Below are 17,185 nucleotides of genomic sequence, written 5' to 3' on the forward strand. Positions count from 1 at the left end.
GTTTCAAGTCTCTGAGTCCAAATACACGCGATGAAAGCGCGTTCCCAGACCGGTCAGAAGTTCATAGCCGATCGTACCTGCACGTTCGGCCACGTCGTCGACCGGGTTGTGCGGACCGATCAGATCCACCAGTGTGCCCGGACGACATAACGCTTCGGGAACATTCGACACATCCAAGGTCAGAAGGTCCATGGAAACCCGCCCCGCGACGGGTGCCGGATATTCACCGATATAGGCCACCCCCGAATTGGACAGATTGCGTCGATAACCATCCGCGTAGCCCAAGGAAACGGTGGCGATGCGCTCGCACCCTTGGGCTGTATGGGTGGCACCGTAGCCCACGGTTTGAGGGGTGTCAATTGTACGCACCTGAAGGATTTTCGCTTGTAGTCGAAGTACTTGGGCCATCGGGTTGGGCTGGCCGGGGGTCGGGTTGACGCCGTACAGCGCCACGCCCGGGCGGGTGACGTCGAAGTGATATTCGGGGCTGAGGAAAATCGCCGACGAATTGGCAAACGCCGCGCGCGTGGGCGGCATGTGCACAAGAATTTGGCGGAATTTCGCCAGTTGCTCGGCGTTCTTGGGATGATCCGTGATTTCGGACACGCTCAGGTGGCTGAGAATCATGTCCAGCTTCAGATGCGTCAGGTGATCGGGGTCGTCGATGACCTTTTGCAGTTCGTCGTCGGGCAGGCCCAAGCGCGACATGCCGGTGTCGACATGGATATCACACGGTTGCGCTTCGCCCGCCCCGGTGCAGTACGCCCGCCATGCGTCGATCTCGGCCAAGGAATTGAGCACTGGCGTAAGCTGGTGGTGGGTGAAATCGCGTTCCGCGCCATCCATCAAACCGTTGAAGATGTGTATGGCTGGCCCGCTGCCCAACACTTCGCGCAGATGGATGCCTTCGTCGATGGTGGCGACGAAAAAGGTTTTGCAGCCCGCGCTTTGCAGGGCCAGGGCGGCGCGTTCCGCGCCCAGTCCGTACGCCGCGGCCTTGACCACGGCGGCGGTTTCGACGTCATCGGCGGATTGTCGGTCGCAGGTCAGCCAGTTGGTCTTGAGCGCATCGAGGTCGATGGTCAAGAACGCACCTGCGCGACGCACGTCCGGCGTATTCGGCAGAGGGGACGGCGGCGGCGTCAGGATGTCGTTCATGGACCCTCGTAGCTGGGGTGGTGGGGGTCGAGATCGGCGAAGCGGGTGAACTCGCCGATGAACGAAAGTCGCACGTCGCCGATCGGACCGTGGCGTTGCTTGCCGATGATCACGTCGCCGATGTTCTTGATCTTTTCGAGCTTTTCTTCCCACTCGGCCAACTTGTCGAGGTTGTCGGGGTCGGGGCGTCGGCGTTCGTGATAATATTCGGGGCGATAGATGAACATGACCACGTCGGCGTCCTGCTCGATCGAGCCCGATTCACGCAAGTCCGACAGCTGCGGACGCGGCGGGTCGCGGCTTTCGACCGCACGCGACAGCTGCGACAGGGCGATCACCGGAACGTTGAGTTCCTTGGCCAAGGTCTTGAGGCCACGGGTGATTTCCGAAACTTCGTTGACGCGGCCGTCCGACTTGCCGGCGGGCGGGGAAATCAGCTGCAAATAGTCGACCACGATCAGGCCCAGATTGTGCTGACGCTTGAGCCGCCGCGCGCGGGTGCGCAGCGCCGACACGGTGAGCGCCGGGGTGTCGTCGATAAACAGCGGAATGCGGTGCAGTTCCTGGGACGCCACCACCAAGCGGGTGAACTCGTCGTTGGCCAGTTCGCCCTTGCGCATCTTGTTGGACGAAATTTCGACCTGTTCGGACAAAATACGCGCGGCGAGCTGTTCGGACGACATTTCCAACGAGAAGAAGCCCACCACAGCGCCTTCTTCACCGCCCGATTTATGGTACGAGTACGCCGCGTTGTAGGCGATGTTGGTGACCAACGCGGTTTTGCCCATCGACGGACGCCCGGCCAGGATCAGCAAGTCGGAATTGTGCAGGCCGCCGAGCATCTGGTCCAAGTCGCGCAGGCCGGTGGTCACGCCCGCCAGCGCGCCGTCGCGTTTGTGCGCGGCCTCGGCCACATGGATGGCTTGCAGCACGGCGGTGCGGAAGTCCTGAAAGCCGCCTTCGTGATCGCCCTGGGTGGCGAGGTCGTAAAGCTGTTGTTCGGACCGTTCGATCTGTGCCGTGGCCGGGATCTGATTTCCCAAGTCATAGGCGTCGTTGACCATTTCGGTGCCCAACGCGATCAGTTCGCGCTTCATGTGCAGGTCGTAGATGATCTTGCCGTATTCGCCGGCGTTGATGATGGTCACCGCGCTGGCGGCCAGTTCGGCCATGTAGCGCGGCCCGCCCATGGCGACCAGTTCGTCGTTGCCTTCGAAAAAGCCCGCCAGCGTGACCGGGTCGGCGATCTGGCCGTTTTCCATCAGTTTTTGCGCGGCTTCGAAAATTTTGCCGTGTTCTGGCACCGCGAAGTGTTCGGCGCGGAGAAATTCCGACACCCGTTCATAGGCGCGGTTGTCGGTGAAAATCGCACCCAGCAGCGCCTTTTCCGCTTCCAGATTGTGCGGCAAGGTGCGGTAGGCGGGCGTGCCTTGGGATGCAGGCCCCGCATCGTGATGAATAGGGTCCAATCCGGCCATGTCGTGACCGTCATAATCTGGGCCGTCGTATTCGGGGGGCGGGCCTGAATCGGGAATGGGAATGATGTTGTCTGTCGTCATGGGTTCAGAGATTACGTCAGTTCCCGGTTACTCCCAGGATGTTAAATGTGGGGAAAACTATAACCCGATTCGCTTAACAGTTCGAAAAGCAAAACGGCGCGCCCCAAGGACGCGCCGTTTCGTCATGTCGCGAAATTAAAACGGGCTTATTATTCAGCCGTTTCTTCTTCACCGGCGTCGGCAGAGGCCGCTTCGCCTTCTTCAGCTTCGCCTTCTTCGGCGTTGGGGTCGAAGACAGCTTCCATTTCGTAAGGCGTTTCGTCTTCTTCTTCACCGACGACGGCCTTGCCGGTTTCGGCCTGGGTGTGCGCTTCTTCGGTGGTGCGTGCAACGTTGGCGGTCACGGTGACGGTGACTTCCGGGTGCAGGCTGACGCTGAGGTCGAACAAGCCCAAGGTTTTGATCGGATGGACCAGGTTGACCTGCGAACGCGCAACGGTGAAGCCCGCAGCGGTGATCTCGGCGGCGATGTCGCGCGCGTTGACCGAACCGTACAGTTGACCGGCTTCGCCAGCTTGACGGATCAGGATGACCGACAGGCCTTCCATCTTCTTCGCCACGGCGTCGGCTTCTTCGCGCAGCTTGAGATTCTCGGCTTCCAACTGGGCGCGTTGGCTTTCAAAGCGCTTCTTGTTGGCGTCCGTGGCGCGCAGAGCTTTTTCGCGCGGCAACAGGTAGTTACGGGCAAAGCCGGGTTTGACTTTGACGACATCGCCCATCTGGCCGAGTTTTTCGACGCGTTCTAGCAGGATCACTTCCATGATAGTCCTCCGGCTCCCTCTGGGAGCGGTCTAAACGTTAGGTGTTAAGCGGACGGTTTTATGCGTTTTTTCAAACCGATCCACTGCTCTAAAATTCCAATCGCGGCGATCACCAGGACAAACCAGCCCGAAAAAATGACCACCAAGTACATCAGCCCCAGCATCGCCCCGGGAAACGGGGTCTGCGCGGCCAGCTTATGCACCACGGCGAGGCCCAGGAAAAAGAACGGTACGGCCAACACAATCGCGATGTTGCGGCCGAGGTATTCCATTTCCCCCGGTGCGATCAGCGCCACCAGCGCCGCCCCCACCAGGGCCCAACTCAACCAGTCGGGGAGCGTCAGCTCCCGCAACCGTGGGGTCGGGCGGATGTTTCGTCCGCCCTTGGCCAACAGCCCTTGGGCGATGACCATGTTCAACACCAGACCCAAGGCCCACATACCCGCCGCCATTCCGGCGAAATAGGGCACCAAGGTCAGCACCGCCTGTTGCAGGACCGTTTCGCCCTGCGGGGCGGCGAAGGCGTTCGACAATTCGGTCAACGCCTCCGTAACTTTATCTTCCAGCCCGCCGCCGGTCATCACCGACAAGGCGACGATGTAGGCGCTTGCCACCGCCGCAACCACGGCGAGGATGGAGCCTGCGGGAAACCACCCGATGTCTCGGGGCGGTTGACCCTCTTGAGAGCCCCAATCCACCCCGCGACCGGTGATGCGATCGGCGAAGGTCGACCGGGTGTTCGGCCCTTCGGGCGTATGGGGCGGTTGATCTTCCGCTATTTGCCACACCATCCCGTTGGGACCGATGAGGCATAGGCGGATCATCACCCATACGGGCACGGCATACAGCAATCCGAACACCAAGCCCATTTGCAGGCTGGCCAGCGACAGGATCGAAACGGCGGTTGCCGACGCGATCATCGCCGCCCGGACCCCCAGCGACTGCCCCGCGTAAAACAGCGGAAGCGGGTGCACCAAGGAGAGATAGAAAATGGCGATGCTGGCGCCTGACAAAGATGCCAACGCCAGCATGCCGCTTACAATCCCGGCTGCAATGGCAAGAAGCGTGTGTTTCATGCCGGTTTGCCCCATGCAGCGTTACTTTGGCTGCGCGTTGCGCACCCAAAGCGGTAAGCCAAAGCCTTATTTAATCACGTAAGGCAGGAGGCCGAGGTAACGGGCGCGTTTGATCGCGATCGCCAACTCACGCTGTTTCTTCGCAGAAACGGCGGTGATGCGGCTGGGGACGATCTTGCCACGTTCGGACACGTAACGGCTCAGCAGTTTGGTGTCGCGGAAGTCGATGGTCGGTGCATTCGGACCCTGGAACGGGCAGGACTTGCGACCACGGAAGAAAGGACGACGGGCCATTATTCTTCTCCCTCGCTGTCGGTTTCGGCTTCGTCACGACGCGGACGGTCGTCACGGCGCGGACGGTCGTCGCGACCGGGGCGTTCGTCACGGCGCGGGCGCTCGTCACGGCTGGCCTTGGCGCTCAAGATCGCGCTCGGTTCCATGTCGATGGCGTCGATGCGCACGCTCAGGCTGCGCAGAACGTCTTCGTTCAGGCCCAACTGGCGTTCCAGCTCGGACAGAGCCGCTGCGGGCGCGTCCATGGTCAGCTGGAAGTAGTGACCCTTGCGGTTTTTCTTGATTTTGTAGGCCATGGAGCGAAGGCCCCACTGCTCGGTCTTTTCGACTTTGCCGCCATTGTCGGTGATAACACCGGTCATCTGTTCGGTCAGGGCTTCAACCTGTTGGGTGGAAAGGTCCTGACGAGCGATGATCACGCTCTCGTATAAAGGCATATTTGCTCTCCTCTCGGATTGTCTCAGCCCCGTGCCGCAAGCGACGTGGTTTCAATGCCTTTAGAAACCGGGGCATAGCTGAGGGACGTCCCCCAGCAAGGAGTTATGAAGGCGCGCAATATACAGGGTAATTGGGGGATTGCAAGGGGGTTAGGGATAGGGGATGCCGACACGCCCCGCCGCCGAAATGGCCCCAAACCCCTGCGGCTGGGCGATCAGCACATAACTGGGGTTTTTCGCCTCGCCTTTGGGCAGCGGGAAGCTCAGCGTTTGTGCGGCCCCAGACCAGGTGCCGAGTTGCTCCAGGCTTTCCACCGCGTTCACGTAGGTGATGGTTTTGCCGCGATTTTCGCCGGATTTGATGGCTTGTGTGTGTTCCGAGCCGGTGCGCATCAGCCAAAGCGTTTGCAGGCTGGGGCCGCCTGCCAAGGCGGGCAGGGTGGCGGTGAGGGTGTCGGTGTCGAGGGTCAGTTGGATCGGCACCACCGTTCCGGCGGCGATGGCGCGAGTGGCCTCGGTGCGGTTGGAACCGACGAACTCTGTGCGGCCGTTGACCACCATCTGCGGGGTGTAGACCTGGGCCGCGCCCATGTGGCGGGCGTAGGCGCGCTGGCGCTCGGTGCAGAACTTGCGGCTCAACGTGTCGCGCCAGTTCAGGTGATCCCAATAGGTCACATGGCATCCCAGCGCGATGATGTTGTCGTGTTGGGCCAGTTCGCCCAGCAGCGCATCGGCGGGCGGGCACGACGAACAGCTTTGCGAGGTGAACAGTTCCACCACCACCGGGCCATCGAGCGCGGGGGCGGGAAGCGGGGCGGCGTCCACGTCGTCGCGCTGGCCGAGCAGCGACAGGCCGACGATGGCGACCAAAAACGGCAAAAACAGAAGTTTGTGTCTCATGAAATCCAATTCGGTTTCACCTTCTGTTTGGTTACAGCAAAACTTGACTGCGTTTGACTGTGGCTTGACTCTGGGCGCGGCTCGTGTAGGAACAGCGCAACTCATCGCATTCTATATCATATAAGGGGTCGGATATGACGCGTGCATTGGTTTTTCCGGGGCAAGGTTCGCAGGCTGTGGGCATGGGCAAGGCGCTTTATGACGCTTTCCCCGCCGCCAAGGCCGTTTTCGATCAAATCGACGAGGCGCTGGGCGAAAAGCTTTCCGACGTCATTTTCGACGGTCCCGAGGATCAACTGACGCTGACCGCCAACACCCAGCCCGCATTGATGGCGGTGTCTCTGGCGGCGTTCGCGGTGCTTAGCGAGCGCGGTTTCGACCTGGCGTCCCAAGCCGCTTACGTGGCCGGGCACTCGCTGGGCGAATATTCGGCCCTGGCGGCGGCGGGCACGTTTTCCGTCGGCGACGCGGCCAAGCTGTTGAGGATTCGCGGTTCCGCCATGCAAGCCGCCGTGCCGGTGGGCGAGGGCGCGATGGCCGCGCTGCTGGGTCTGGATTGGGACACCGCCGCCGCGGTCGCCGCCGAGGCCGCCCAAGGCGAGGTCTGCACCCCGGCCAACGACAACGTCGACGGCCAAGTGGTGATTTCCGGCGCGAAAGCCGCCGTGGAGCGCGCCGCCGAGCTGGCCAAGGAAAAGGGCGCCAAGCGCGCCATCATGCTGGCCGTCAGCGCGCCGTTCCATTGCGCGTTGATGCAACCCGCTGCCGACGCCATGGCCGAAGCGCTGGCGGGCGCGACCATGAACGCCCCGGTGGTGCCGCTGATCGCCAACGTTACCGCCACGCCGACCACCGATCCCGACGAGATTCGCAAGCTGTTGGTCGAACAGGTCACCGGCACCGTACGGTGGCGCGAAAGCGTGTTGAAGATGGTCGAACTGGGCGTCGATCAGATGGTCGAAGTCGGCGCAGGCAAGGTCCTTTCGGGCTTGGTGCGGCGCAATCCGGACATCGAAGGCGCCAACGTCGGCACGCCCGATGAGATTGAGGCTTTCCTCGCCGCGCTGTAATCGGCACAATCTGAGGCAAGAACTAGATTCGGACCTGTTGGGGAACAGCTATATGTTTGATTTGAGCGGCAAAAAAGCCCTGGTCACCGGCGCATCCGGCGGAATCGGCGGCGCCATCGCGAAGGCCTTGCATGGCTTGGGCGCGGATGTGGCCTTGTCGGGCACCCGCGAAGACGCGTTGAAAGCGCTGGCGGCCGAGTTGGGCGCGCGCGCCCACGTGACGCCCGCGCGCTTGGGCGAACAGGGCGCGGCCGATCAACTGATCGCGGATGCCACCGCCGCCATAGGCGGAGTCGACATTTTGGTCAACAACGCCGGCCTGACCCGCGATACCTTGGCCATGCGCATGAAGGACGAAGATTGGGACCAGGTTCTCAACGTCAACCTCAAGTCCGCGTTCCAACTGTCGCGCGCGTGCCTCAAGGGCATGATGAAGGCGCGGTTCGGGCGCATCATTTCGATCACTTCGATCGTCGGCGTGACCGGAAATCCCGGCCAGGCCAACTACGCGGCGTCGAAAGCGGGCTTGATCGGCATGTCGAAATCGTTGGCCCAGGAAGTCGCCTCGCGCGGCATCACCGTCAACTGCGTCGCGCCGGGCTTCATCGCCACGCCGATGACCGAAGCGCTGAACGAACAACAGCAAGCGGCGATCCTCGGCAACATCCCGGCAGGCGCCATGGGAACGCCCGAAGATATCGCCGCCGCAGTGGTCTATTTGGCCAGCAATGAAGCCAATTACGTCACCGGCCAAACGTTGCACGTCAACGGCGGCATGGCGATGATTTGATCGGTCGATGCACGTATCCGCAAAGCCGTGAAAACTTTGGCTTTTCGGATGCTGGCAATGGCAGGTAAAGTGTGTTAGGAAACGGTGCTTTCTCCCCGAGGGAGCCTGAGTTTTGAGCCCGTGCCGTACGGGAAGCTACGTGGGAAAACGACTTCTCAAGTAGATGGTGGGGCAAGGATTCTTTAGTATTTACAACGTTTTAGTTCGAGGAATTCAGACATGAGTGATGTCGCAGACCGCGTTAAGAAAATCGTCATCGAGCACCTTGGCGTGGACGACTCCAAGGTTGCTGAAAATGCTAGCTTCATCGACGACCTTGGCGCCGACAGCTTGGACACCGTTGAGCTTGTGATGGCTTTTGAGGAAGAGTTCGGTTGTGAAATCCCGGATGATGCCGCCGAAAAAATCCTGACCATCAAGGATGCCATCGATTACATCACCGCGAACTCCTAAGAGTTCGATTGTGGTTGATGGGCGGGGGATTGCAGGACCCTTTGGGGTGCGGTCCTCCGCCTTTCCCACATATGGGTGAAGCTTGTATACTGTTGCGTCTCGCACAAGTTTGACACGCCAATTTGACATGAGGTCAGCATGCGTCGAGTAGTGGTCACGGGTATGGGGATGGTTTCGCCGTTGGCAGACGGTGTCGAAGCCACTTGGACAAAGCTGATCAATGCGGAATCCGGTCTCAATGCCATCGAGAGTTTCGATGTTTCGGACATTCCGGCGAAAATCGCCGGGCAGGTCCCCTTGGGCGACGGCCCCGGCCAGTTCAATGCCGATACGTATATCTCACCAAAGGATCGCCGCCGGGTAGACGATTTCATAGTCTACGGCATGGCCGCCGCTCAGCAGGCGGTCGAAGACAGCGGTTGGACCCCTCAGGACCACGAAGCGCAATGCCGTACCGGCGTGTTGATCGGTTCGGGCATCGGCGGCTTGCCGGTGTTGTCGAGCGGCGCGATCACGGTCGATTGTGAAGGCGGCGGCGGCGTGCGTCGTCTCAGCCCGTTCTTCATCCCCGCCAGCTTGATCAATCTGATTTCCGGCCAAGTATCGATCAAATATGGTTTCAAGGGCCCCAACCATGCCGTGGTTACGGCGTGTTCGACGGGCGCGCACGCCATCGGCGACGCCGCGCGTTTGATCATGTGGGACGATGCCGACGTGATGATCGCGGGCGGTGCGGAAGCGGCGTGCTGCCGCGTCGGCATGGCCGGGTTCGCCCAGGCGAAAGCCTTGTGCACCACCTACAACGACAACCCGACCGCAGGCTCGCGTCCGTGGGACCGCGACCGTGACGGCTTCGTCATGGGCGAAGGCGCCGGTGTGGTTGTTTTGGAAGAACTCGAGCACGCCAAAGCGCGCGGTGCGAAGATCTACGCGGAAGTGGTCGGCTATGGCCTGACCGGCGATGCGTATCACATCACCGCCCCGTCACCCGAAGGCGACGGCGCTTATCGCTGCATGAAAGCCGCGATGAAGCGTGCCGGTCTCAACCCCGAAGACATCGACTACGTCAACGCCCACGGCACCTCGACCATGGCCGACGTGATCGAGCTGGGCGCGGTGAAGCGTGCGTTCGGCGATGCGGCCAACAGCCTGTCGATGTCGTCGACCAAGTCGGCGATCGGTCACTTGTTGGGCGCGGCGGGCGCGGTTGAGGCGATCTTCTCGATCCTCGCGGTCAAGAACGGCGTGGTTCCGCCGACGCTCAATCTCGACAATCCGGATGAAGGCTGCGACATCGACCTGGTGCCGCACCAAGCGAAGGAACGCAAAGTGCGCGCCGCGTTAAGCAACTCGTTCGGATTCGGCGGCACCAACGCGTCGCTGATCGTCAAAGCTTTCGACTGAATGTGAGTAAGGGGGAGGCTGCATGAAACGCGCCGCCCTGTTCGCTCTCGTGTTGATCGCCCTCGCTGGCCTAGGCGCCAGCGGGGGTGGTTTTTTCTATGTCAAAGCCAAGGCCCATGCGCCGGGGCTCAATGAACAGCCGGTGCGCATCCTGATCGAACCGGGCTTGGGCGTGAGCGCCATCGCGGCGCGGCTGCAATCGGTCGGCGTTACCCATCAACCGCTGGTGTTTCGCATCTGGGCGCGATTGACGGAAGCACACACCAAACTGCGCGCCGGCGAATATGAACTGCCCGTACGCGCCAGCGCGGTCGAGGTCCTGGACATTCTACAAAGCGGCAAAACCGTGGTGCGCAAGCTGACCTTGGCCGAAGGCCTGTCGCTGACCGAGGCCCTGTTGGTGATCCAGGATGCGGAAGGCTTGGAGGGCGACATATCCACCATTCCCGATGAAGGCTGGCTGCTACCCGAAACCTATCATTATTCATGGGGCGACACGCGCAACGACCTGATCGCGCGCATGGCTGACGACATGGGTAAGGTTTTGGGCGAACTTTGGGACCAACGGGCGGAAAACTTCATCCTCACCTCGCCCAAAGCGGTGTTGATTCTGGCCTCGATCGTCGAAAAGGAAACCGCCGTTGCGGCGGAACGCCCCTTGATCGCGGCGGTGTTTCTCAATCGCTTGAAAAAGGGCATGCGCCTGCAATCGGACCCGACGGTGGTATACGCGCTGACCGACGGCGGCGGAGCGTTGGGCCGGGCGTTGACGCGGGCCGATTTGAAAATCGACAGCCCTTACAACACCTACCGGGTGGCAGGCTTGCCGCCCACGCCGATCGCCAATCCGGGGCGCGATGCCATCCGCGCGGTGATCCATCCGGCTGAGACCGAGGCGCTCTACTTCGTCGCCGACGGCAGCGGCGGGCACGTGTTCGCCAACACCTTGAAAGAGCACAACAGAAACGTTCAGCGCTGGCGCAAGATCAAGCGTGACCGCAGCGACTGACGTTCCTATTCGCAAGGATAGTATTCGATCAGGGCGGCCAGGACGACGTCGCCCAGGCTGTATTCCATATCCTCGGGATGATCGTCCATATACTGCATCACTCGGGTGACTACGTCGCCGCGTGTCGTCGTTTCATTGGTGCACACCAGTTGGTTCATGTCGTCGAAGCCCTGATAGGTCATCACCGTGTCGTGTACGGCGGTGATGGATCCGACGCACAGGCCCCAATGCACGTCGTCGACGGCCATGTTGCCGCACCAGCCACGCAGATCGCGCGCGCCGGAAAAGGCCTCGGTGGCCGATGCCGAGTGTGGGGGTAGTGCTAGGGCGGCGAAGAGAAGAAGCGCGCTTGCCGCGCGGAGGGCCCAGGTCATCGTGCCGCCTCCAATCCGTTAGGGGATGTTCCGGCTTTAAGTATATCACGATCTGACCGCGCCGGGGTAAGGTCAGGAAAGTTTTAGCCTTTTTTTGGCGCCCGGGACAAGATCCACACCCGCCAGCACGGCGGCAGCATACCGATTGCCCACGTGACGGCGGCCAGTCGTCTGGGGAAGAACACGCTGATGCGGCCTTTGCTCAAACCCTTGCGGATGCGTCGCGCGGCTTTTGGCGCATCCATGAACAATGGCATGGGAAAATTGTTTTTCGCCGTGATGCGGCTTTCGACGAAGCCCGGACAAATGGCGGTGACGACGATGCCTTCCGGGCGCAGGGCGCCGTTTAAGGCTTCGGCATACGCTTTGACCGCGACCTTGGACGCCGAATAGGCGGGTGCGCCGGGCAGCGGCGTCATACCGGCGATGGAACTGACCATGGCGATCTGTCCGCGCTTTCGGGATTTCATCGCATCGATGGCCGGCCAGATGGTGTTGAGCACGCCGGTGAAGTTGACATCGAAGATGGCGCGGGCCTGTTCTTCGCTTTCGCCGTTTCCGCCGCTGCCGCCGGAAATGCCTGCGTTGGCGATGACCAGGTCGAGCGGCTGAAGACGATCCGTCTCGCCGATAAATGCCGCCATGGCGGCGCGGTCGGTCACGGATAGGACTTTGGCGCGAACGCTGGCCCCCTTGTCGACACAATCTCTCTGCACGTCTTCGAGACGCGCAGCATCGCGACCTGTCAGGGTCAAATGCACGCCGGGGGCGGCGTATTCCAGGGCCAATGCCGCGCCGATGCCGCTGCTGGCGCCGGTGATCAAAATGGATTTTGGATCTTTCATGATCGGCAGATTGCCCCATCCCGGCGCGACGTGCAAATGGCAACGCATCGCGGGTTCTTGTTGCCGGGCAGGGGGGAGGTTATAAAAGTACATAACCTTTCAGAGGGGATTCTTGTGAGCGTTTCATCCATGACCGGATTCGCCCGTGCCGAGGGCGCCACCGACACCTGCACCTGGGGGTGGGAAGCCAAAAGCGTCAACGGCAAGGGCCTCGACGTGCGTCTACGTTACCCGCGCGGCTTCGACTTTATCGATGCCGTGGTGCGCGACCGGGTCGCCAAACGCTTCAAACGCGGCAACGTGTCGCTGAATCTGGACGTCAACTGGATCCAGGCACGCGCCAACGTCGCGGTGAACGAAGACGTGTTGGCCGAAGTGTTGCGCGCGATCCCGAAAATTCAAGCCGCGGTGCCCGGCGTGCGGCCGCCGTCGGTCGACGGCATCTTGGCGTTGCGCGGGGTGTTGGAACAATCCGACGACGAAACCGGCGACGAACAGGCGCGCGCCCTGGAAGCGACGTTGACCGAAGGCCTGGATCAGCTTTTGGATCAATTGGCGGAAGTGCGCAACGACGAAGGCGAGCGCATGGGCGGGGTGCTACACGACCAATTGGCGGTGATCGAAAACCTCAGCGAGGAAGCGGGCGAGCTGGCGGCGTTGCAGCCGGATGCGATCCGCAAACGCCTGGCCGATCAGATTTTGCTGTTGGTCCAAGACGTCGCCGCGATCGACCCCGACCGTTTGGCGCAGGAAGCCGCCATCGTCATGACCAAGGCCGACGTGCGCGAAGAGCTGGACCGTTTGGCCGCGCACATAGAAGCCGCGCGCGATCTGTTGAGCCAGGATGCCCCGGTGGGGCGGCGGCTGGATTTCCTCTGTCAGGAATTCAACCGCGAAGCCAACACGCTGTGTTCCAAATCCTCCGACACCGAACTGACCCGCGTGGGCTTGGAACTGAAAGCCGTTATCGAACAATTTCGCGAACAGGTGCAAAACATTGAATGATCCGCAAAATATCAAACGCCGTGGTCTGATGCTGGTGCTGTCGTCGCCGTCTGGTGCGGGCAAAAGCACGATTTCACGCGAACTGCTCAGTCGCGAGCCGGAACTGACCATGTCGGTGTCCGCCACCACCCGTCCGCCGCGCCCGGGTGAAGAGGACGGCAAGGACTATTATTTCATCACCAAGGACACCTTCCACGACATGGTCGCCAAGGACGAGTTCCTGGAACATGCCACCGTGTTCGACAATTCCTACGGCACCCCGCGCGGCCCCGTCGAAGCGGCGTTGTCCAGCGGCAAGGACGTGCTGTTTGACGTCGACTGGCAAGGCACCCAGCAATTGCGTGGTCGCGCTCCCGCCGACTTGGTGCGCATCTTCATCCTGCCGCCGTCGAAAAACGAACTTGAACGCCGCCTGCGCACCCGGGCTCAAGACCCCGAAGACGTGATCAAAAAACGCATGGACAAAGCCGCGTCGGAAATGGATCACTACGACGAATACGATTACATCGTCGTCAACATCGACGTCGAAGACAGCGTGCGCGAAGTCCAAGCCATCCTCACCGCCGAGCGCCTCAAAAAAGACCGCCGCGAAGGGCTGTACGATTTTGTGCGTGTGTTGTGCGGCCGAGATGAAGACGACGAGGCATAAACTCTGTTCCTGAAGTTTCCAAACACAAGCCGCCAGTCTGGGGCAGACTGGCGGCTTGCTGGTCAGGAGTTGGCGCCTGACCTTCTTTAATACACGTCCTCGCGCGTATTAAAGACGTTGAACTTGCCGGTTGGGGTGATCAACCGTTTGTCCTTGATGACCTTTTTCACCTTTCGGGTTTTGTCGTCGAGGATCACGATCGCGGATTCTTGATCCTTGCCGTTCCACACCGAGAACCACACTTCCGTTCCGGCCTTGTTGTATTCCCCTTGCACAACGCGCCGCGCGCCTTCCTTGAGGCCTGCGAGCTTGGCGATGGGGATGACCTCGAACGGGGCGTCCGGTTTGGTCATGTCGAACACCGCAATCGAAGACGAGACCTCTTCGTCGGGGTTGAGCGGGCTGTCCACCCACAGGTTGGTCGAATTGGGGTGGGTTTTGACGAACAGCGAACCGCCGCCTTGGGCTTCCAGGCTTTGCACCACTTTCCACGCTTGATCGGGATGGCCTTTCGGGTCGGTGCCGATCAGCGCCACGGTTTCGTCGCCGAGGTGGCTGGTCGCCCAAACGGGGCCGTATTTCGGATGCTTGAGGTTCGCGCCGCGTCCGGGATGCGGGGTGATGCCGACGCCATCAGCTTCGCGGATCAACTTGACCAGCTTGCCTTCCTTGGTGTCGACCACGGCGATGGTGTTGCTGGCGTTGGCGGCGACCATGAAATAGCGCCCGGTGGAATCCAGCCCGCCGTCGTGGAGGAACAACTCGGCCTCGATGCTGGTGGTCTTGAGGTTCTTGATGTCTTCGTAATTGACCAGCAAGATCTTGCCGGTTTCCTTGACGTTGACGATGAATTCGGGCCGGTAGTGCGAACTGACGATGGCCGCAACCCGCGGTTCGGGATGGTAGTCCTGTTTGCCCACCGTCATGCCGCGGGTGGACACGACCTTCAGCGGTTCCAACGTGTTGCCGTCCATGATGGTGTATTGGGGCGGCCAGTACGAACCGGCGATGGTGTATTTGTCCTCGTAACCTTTCATTTTGGACGATTCGACCGAGCGCGCCTCCATGCCGACCTTGATCGACGCGACGGTGTCGGGGACCTTCATCCACAGATCGATCATGTTGATCTTGGCGTCGCGGCCGATCACGAACAGATAACGGCCGCTGGCCGAAATGCGGCTGATGTGCACGGCGTAACCGGTATCGATGATGGTTTTGATTTCATAGCTTTTGCCGTCGATCAGGGCGATCTGACCGGCATCGCGCAGGGTCACCGAAAACAGGTTGTCGATGTCCCAGTCATTCATCTTCTTGGTTGGACGTTTTTCGGGCGGAACGCGCAAATCCCAACTGGCCTTGATTTCGGTCAGGCCGAATTCCGGCGGGGTTTGCGGTTCGTTGAGCAGGTAGCGCGCCATCAAGTCGATTTCGGCTTCGCTCAATTCACCGGAGGTGCCCCAGTTGGGCATCCCGGCTGGCGAACCATAGGTGATGAACGCCACCAGGGTTTCGTAACCACGTTCCTTGGTGATGTCGGTGGTCAGCGGTTTGCCGGTAGCGCCTTTGCGCAGAACCCCGTGACAGCCGGCACAGCGTTGGAAGAAAATCTGGTTGGCCTTGGCCTGTTCTTCCGCGCTGAGGGTCAGGTTTGGTTCTGCACCATACGATGCGAAGGACGCACCGAGGACGGTGCTGAAGACGGCTGCGCATGTGATCCATTTGCGTGCCGTCCGAATTGTGTGTGAGCTGTTCATTCCAACACTCCCCCTGTGAGGTTAGTAATTGCGAAAATGATAAAAGTAAATCTGCCCACGAACGGAAGTATGCTCACACCAATGAGTGGAATTCATTGATGTGCATCAAATCATAATATACATAAATTAGTAATATACGATGAGACGATAAGTTATTTTAGAAGTATTCGTGATTATGTGACTGGTCTCACGAAATCATCGGCTTAAGCAAGCTAATGGCGATTGACCACATCACCACGCCGATGGCGGCGTCGAGGATTTTCCAGGTGACCGGCGCGCGAAACAGCGGTGCGAGTTTAGTGGCGGCGAAGGCTAGGGCGTAGAACCACATCAGCGACGCACTTACCGCGCCAGTCAAGAACCAGGCGCGATCCGGCCAGGGATGTTGGCCGGAGATGCCACCAAGCAGCACCACGGTATCCAGGTAAACATGTGGGTTGAGCAAACTGAAACCGAGCGCAGTCAGCAGTGCGGCTTTGAGGCTCATGCGCACCTTTTCGCCGTTCTCCGTCTTTAGCGCTTCGCCGACCCAGGCGCGGCGAAACGCCAGTAGCCCGTAAACGAACAAAAACAATGCACCGAACACCGCTGCGCCGGTGGCGAGTGCGGGCGTGCTGGCCACCAATGTGCCGACCCCAAGACCGCCCAGCGTGATCAAGGCGGCGTCGATCGCGAAGCACAACGTGGCGATGGCGAAGTGATGTTCGTGCTTCAAGCCTTGGCGCAGCACAAAAGCGTTTTGCGAGCCGATGGCGATGATCAGCCCCGCACCAAGCCCCAGCCCCTGCGCGAACAATGCGGTGGTCATCGTGCGTCCAGCAAGCGCGCCAGCGCGGCGAACTCTTCAACGCCGAGTTCTTCGGCGCGCGCGGTTTCCTTGATGCCGACGGCTTCGGGGTTGAGACCTAAGGATTTCAAGCTTTGGCGCAGCATCTTGCGGCGTTGACCGAACGCGGCAGCGGTGACTTTCTCCATCGCGTCCCAGCTGGCCGGGGCCAGGGGCGCGGGACGCGGAATCAGGCTGACCACGGTGGATTGGATTTTCGGCGGCGGGGTGAAGGCGCGCGCGTCGATGTTGAATTCGGGACGCACCTCGCACAGCCATTGGCACATGATCGATAAACGTCCATAAGCCTTGGTGCGCGGCTTGGCGGTGATGCGGTCGGCGACCTCTTTTTGAAACATCAAGGTGAACCCGGTGAATGCGCCGGCGTCCTTGCGGGTGCTCTTCATCCAGCCGATCAGCAACGGCGTGGCGATGTTGTAGGGCAGGTTGGACATGATCCGGCGCGGCGCGGGGGCCAGGGCCTCGTAATCTTGTTCCAAGGCGTCGCCGGCAATGATGTCGAAACGATCGGGATACGCCGGGGCAAGATAGGCGTTGAGCGCATCGATGCAGCGATCGTCGCGTTCAACGGCGACGAGCTTTTTCGCGCCCGCCGCCAAAATGGCGCGAGTCAGGCCACCCGGTCCCGGTCCGATTTCGATCACGGTGGTGTTCGTCAGGTCGCCTGCCGTGCGTGCGATGCGCGAGGTTAGATTCAAATCCAACAGGAAGTTCTGGCCCAATTGCTTTTTTGCCGCCAAGCCATGTTCGGCGATGATGTCGCGCAACGGCGGCAGATGGTCGATGAATTCGCCGGCCAT

At 60.7% G+C, this 17,185-nt stretch carries 19 protein-coding genes; 7 read left to right on the forward strand and 12 right to left on the reverse strand.

All coding sequences use genetic code 11. From position 1 onward, the window contains the following. Positions 1-3: 3 nt before the first annotated feature. The 7 genes from alr to VIN96_RS06370 all read right to left on the reverse strand — a co-directional run bounded on the left by alr (position 4) and on the right by VIN96_RS06370 (position 6,185). Positions 4-1,158 (reverse strand): alanine racemase, encoded by a 1,155-nt coding sequence (alr, locus tag VIN96_RS06340; protein ID WP_331894749.1) that lies wholly within the window; start codon positions 1,156-1,158, stop codon positions 4-6. Beyond that, positions 1,155-2,636 carry a replicative DNA helicase gene (locus VIN96_RS06345; RefSeq protein ID WP_331895369.1) on the reverse strand — a complete coding sequence of 494 codons (1,482 nt, stop codon included), beginning with the start codon at positions 2,634-2,636 and terminating at the stop codon, positions 1,155-1,157. The genes alr and VIN96_RS06345 overlap by 4 nt, the downstream gene beginning before the upstream one ends. Positions 2,637-2,866: 230 nt before the next feature. After that, complete coding sequence (rplI, locus tag VIN96_RS06350) at positions 2,867-3,478, reverse strand: 50S ribosomal protein L9 (RefSeq protein WP_331894750.1); 612 nt, start codon at positions 3,476-3,478, stop codon at positions 2,867-2,869. A gap of 44 nt (positions 3,479-3,522) precedes the next feature. Next, positions 3,523-4,554: a DUF2232 domain-containing protein gene (locus VIN96_RS06355; protein ID WP_331894751.1), complete on the reverse strand. Its 1,032-nt coding sequence runs from the start codon at positions 4,552-4,554 to the stop codon at positions 3,523-3,525. A 66-nt stretch (positions 4,555-4,620) separates the two neighbouring features. Then, on the reverse strand, positions 4,621-4,848 hold the full coding sequence (gene rpsR / locus VIN96_RS06360; RefSeq protein WP_331894752.1) for a 30S ribosomal protein S18: 228 nt from the start codon (positions 4,846-4,848) through the stop codon (positions 4,621-4,623). Then, positions 4,848-5,285 (reverse strand): 30S ribosomal protein S6, encoded by a 438-nt coding sequence (gene rpsF / locus VIN96_RS06365; RefSeq protein WP_331894753.1) that lies wholly within the window; start codon positions 5,283-5,285, stop codon positions 4,848-4,850. Before rpsF ends, rpsR begins: the two co-directional genes overlap by 1 nt. Before the next feature lie 150 nt (positions 5,286-5,435). Next, positions 5,436-6,185, reverse strand: a complete 750-nt coding sequence (locus VIN96_RS06370; protein WP_331894754.1) for a DUF1223 domain-containing protein — start codon at positions 6,183-6,185, stop codon at positions 5,436-5,438. 134 nt (positions 6,186-6,319) lie between these two features. On the opposite strand from VIN96_RS06370, the gene fabD reads away from it, so the two are divergent. The 5 genes from fabD (at position 6,320) to mltG (ending at position 10,911) form a co-directional block, all read left to right on the forward strand. Next, positions 6,320-7,255, forward strand: a complete 936-nt coding sequence (fabD, locus tag VIN96_RS06375; RefSeq protein ID WP_331894755.1) for an ACP S-malonyltransferase — start codon at positions 6,320-6,322, stop codon at positions 7,253-7,255. A gap of 52 nt (positions 7,256-7,307) precedes the next feature. Continuing rightward, positions 7,308-8,045, forward strand: a complete 738-nt coding sequence (gene fabG / locus VIN96_RS06380) for a 3-oxoacyl-[acyl-carrier-protein] reductase (RefSeq protein WP_331894756.1) — start codon at positions 7,308-7,310, stop codon at positions 8,043-8,045. Between the two features lie 219 nt (positions 8,046-8,264). Beyond that, positions 8,265-8,498, forward strand: a complete 234-nt coding sequence (locus tag VIN96_RS06385) for an acyl carrier protein (protein WP_331894757.1) — start codon at positions 8,265-8,267, stop codon at positions 8,496-8,498. A gap of 138 nt (positions 8,499-8,636) precedes the next feature. Then, a complete protein-coding gene (gene fabF / locus VIN96_RS06390) occupies positions 8,637-9,902 on the forward strand; it encodes a beta-ketoacyl-ACP synthase II (protein ID WP_331894758.1) in 1,266 nt (421 codons plus the stop codon). Positions 9,903-9,924: 22 nt separating this feature from the next. Continuing rightward, positions 9,925-10,911, forward strand: coding sequence for an endolytic transglycosylase MltG (gene mltG, locus VIN96_RS06395; protein WP_331894760.1), 987 nt, complete (start codon positions 9,925-9,927; stop codon positions 10,909-10,911). A gap of 5 nt (positions 10,912-10,916) precedes the next feature. On the opposite strand, the gene VIN96_RS06400 is transcribed toward mltG, so the two are convergent. Both VIN96_RS06400 and VIN96_RS06405 read right to left on the reverse strand, forming a co-directional pair. Beyond that, positions 10,917-11,285 carry a Rap1a/Tai family immunity protein gene (locus tag VIN96_RS06400; RefSeq protein WP_331894762.1) on the reverse strand — a complete coding sequence of 123 codons (369 nt, stop codon included), beginning with the start codon at positions 11,283-11,285 and terminating at the stop codon, positions 10,917-10,919. 83 nt (positions 11,286-11,368) lie between these two features. Then, positions 11,369-12,130 carry an SDR family NAD(P)-dependent oxidoreductase gene (locus tag VIN96_RS06405; RefSeq protein ID WP_331894764.1) on the reverse strand — a complete coding sequence of 254 codons (762 nt, stop codon included), beginning with the start codon at positions 12,128-12,130 and terminating at the stop codon, positions 11,369-11,371. Between the two features lie 114 nt (positions 12,131-12,244). Here VIN96_RS06405 and VIN96_RS06410 point away from each other — a divergent pair, with 114 nt between their 5' ends. Continuing rightward, positions 12,245-13,135, forward strand: coding sequence for a YicC/YloC family endoribonuclease (locus VIN96_RS06410; RefSeq protein ID WP_331894766.1), 891 nt, complete (start codon positions 12,245-12,247; stop codon positions 13,133-13,135). A gap of 28 nt (positions 13,136-13,163) precedes the next feature. Then, positions 13,164-13,784, forward strand: a complete 621-nt coding sequence (gene gmk / locus VIN96_RS06415) for a guanylate kinase (protein ID WP_331895370.1) — start codon at positions 13,164-13,166, stop codon at positions 13,782-13,784. 86 nt (positions 13,785-13,870) lie between these two features. Here gmk and VIN96_RS06420 read toward each other — a convergent pair whose 3' ends face one another. The 3 genes from VIN96_RS06420 to rsmA all read right to left on the reverse strand — a co-directional run bounded on the left by VIN96_RS06420 (position 13,871) and on the right by rsmA (position 17,185). Next, on the reverse strand, positions 13,871-15,538 hold the full coding sequence (locus VIN96_RS06420; protein ID WP_331894767.1) for a cytochrome D1 domain-containing protein: 1,668 nt from the start codon (positions 15,536-15,538) through the stop codon (positions 13,871-13,873). Between the two features lie 187 nt (positions 15,539-15,725). After that, on the reverse strand, positions 15,726-16,346 hold the full coding sequence (locus VIN96_RS06425; RefSeq protein ID WP_331894768.1) for a LysE/ArgO family amino acid transporter: 621 nt from the start codon (positions 16,344-16,346) through the stop codon (positions 15,726-15,728). Then, positions 16,343-17,185 (reverse strand): 16S rRNA (adenine(1518)-N(6)/adenine(1519)-N(6))-dimethyltransferase RsmA, encoded by an 843-nt coding sequence (gene rsmA / locus VIN96_RS06430; protein WP_331894770.1) that lies wholly within the window; start codon positions 17,183-17,185, stop codon positions 16,343-16,345. The genes VIN96_RS06425 and rsmA overlap by 4 nt, the downstream gene beginning before the upstream one ends.

The sequence above is a fragment of the Magnetovibrio sp. genome, from assembly GCF_036568125.1.
In the GTDB taxonomy this organism is placed as follows: Bacteria; Pseudomonadota; Alphaproteobacteria; order Rhodospirillales; family Magnetovibrionaceae; genus Magnetovibrio.

Excerpts from the sequence above, each read along its gene's own strand:
- VIN96_RS06345 (WP_331895369.1), bottom strand. The coding sequence starts at position 2,636 with ATGGCCGGATTGGACCCTATTCATCACGATGCGGGGCCTGCATCCCAA.
- rsmA (WP_331894770.1), bottom strand. The coding sequence starts at position 17,185 with ATGGCCGGCGAATTCATCGACCATCTGCCGCCGTTGCGCGACATCATC.
- VIN96_RS06355 (WP_331894751.1), bottom strand. The coding sequence starts at position 4,554 with ATGAAACACACGCTTCTTGCCATTGCAGCCGGGATTGTAAGCGGCATG.
- VIN96_RS06400 (WP_331894762.1), bottom strand. The coding sequence starts at position 11,285 with ATGACCTGGGCCCTCCGCGCGGCAAGCGCGCTTCTTCTCTTCGCCGCC.
- alr (WP_331894749.1), bottom strand. The coding sequence starts at position 1,158 with ATGAACGACATCCTGACGCCGCCGCCGTCCCCTCTGCCGAATACGCCG.
- rpsR (WP_331894752.1), bottom strand. The coding sequence starts at position 4,848 with ATGGCCCGTCGTCCTTTCTTCCGTGGTCGCAAGTCCTGCCCGTTCCAG.
- VIN96_RS06405 (WP_331894764.1), bottom strand. The coding sequence starts at position 12,130 with ATGAAAGATCCAAAATCCATTTTGATCACCGGCGCCAGCAGCGGCATC.
- fabD (WP_331894755.1), top strand. The coding sequence starts at position 6,320 with ATGACGCGTGCATTGGTTTTTCCGGGGCAAGGTTCGCAGGCTGTGGGC.
- rpsF (WP_331894753.1), bottom strand. The coding sequence starts at position 5,285 with ATGCCTTTATACGAGAGCGTGATCATCGCTCGTCAGGACCTTTCCACC.
- VIN96_RS06420 (WP_331894767.1), bottom strand. The coding sequence starts at position 15,538 with ATGAACAGCTCACACACAATTCGGACGGCACGCAAATGGATCACATGC.
- rplI (WP_331894750.1), bottom strand. The coding sequence starts at position 3,478 with ATGGAAGTGATCCTGCTAGAACGCGTCGAAAAACTCGGCCAGATGGGC.
- fabF (WP_331894758.1), top strand. The coding sequence starts at position 8,637 with ATGCGTCGAGTAGTGGTCACGGGTATGGGGATGGTTTCGCCGTTGGCA.
- VIN96_RS06425 (WP_331894768.1), bottom strand. The coding sequence starts at position 16,346 with ATGACCACCGCATTGTTCGCGCAGGGGCTGGGGCTTGGTGCGGGGCTG.
- VIN96_RS06370 (WP_331894754.1), bottom strand. The coding sequence starts at position 6,185 with ATGAGACACAAACTTCTGTTTTTGCCGTTTTTGGTCGCCATCGTCGGC.
- VIN96_RS06385 (WP_331894757.1), top strand. The coding sequence starts at position 8,265 with ATGAGTGATGTCGCAGACCGCGTTAAGAAAATCGTCATCGAGCACCTT.
- fabG (WP_331894756.1), top strand. The coding sequence starts at position 7,308 with ATGTTTGATTTGAGCGGCAAAAAAGCCCTGGTCACCGGCGCATCCGGC.
- mltG (WP_331894760.1), top strand. The coding sequence starts at position 9,925 with ATGAAACGCGCCGCCCTGTTCGCTCTCGTGTTGATCGCCCTCGCTGGC.
- gmk (WP_331895370.1), top strand. The coding sequence starts at position 13,164 with ATGCTGGTGCTGTCGTCGCCGTCTGGTGCGGGCAAAAGCACGATTTCA.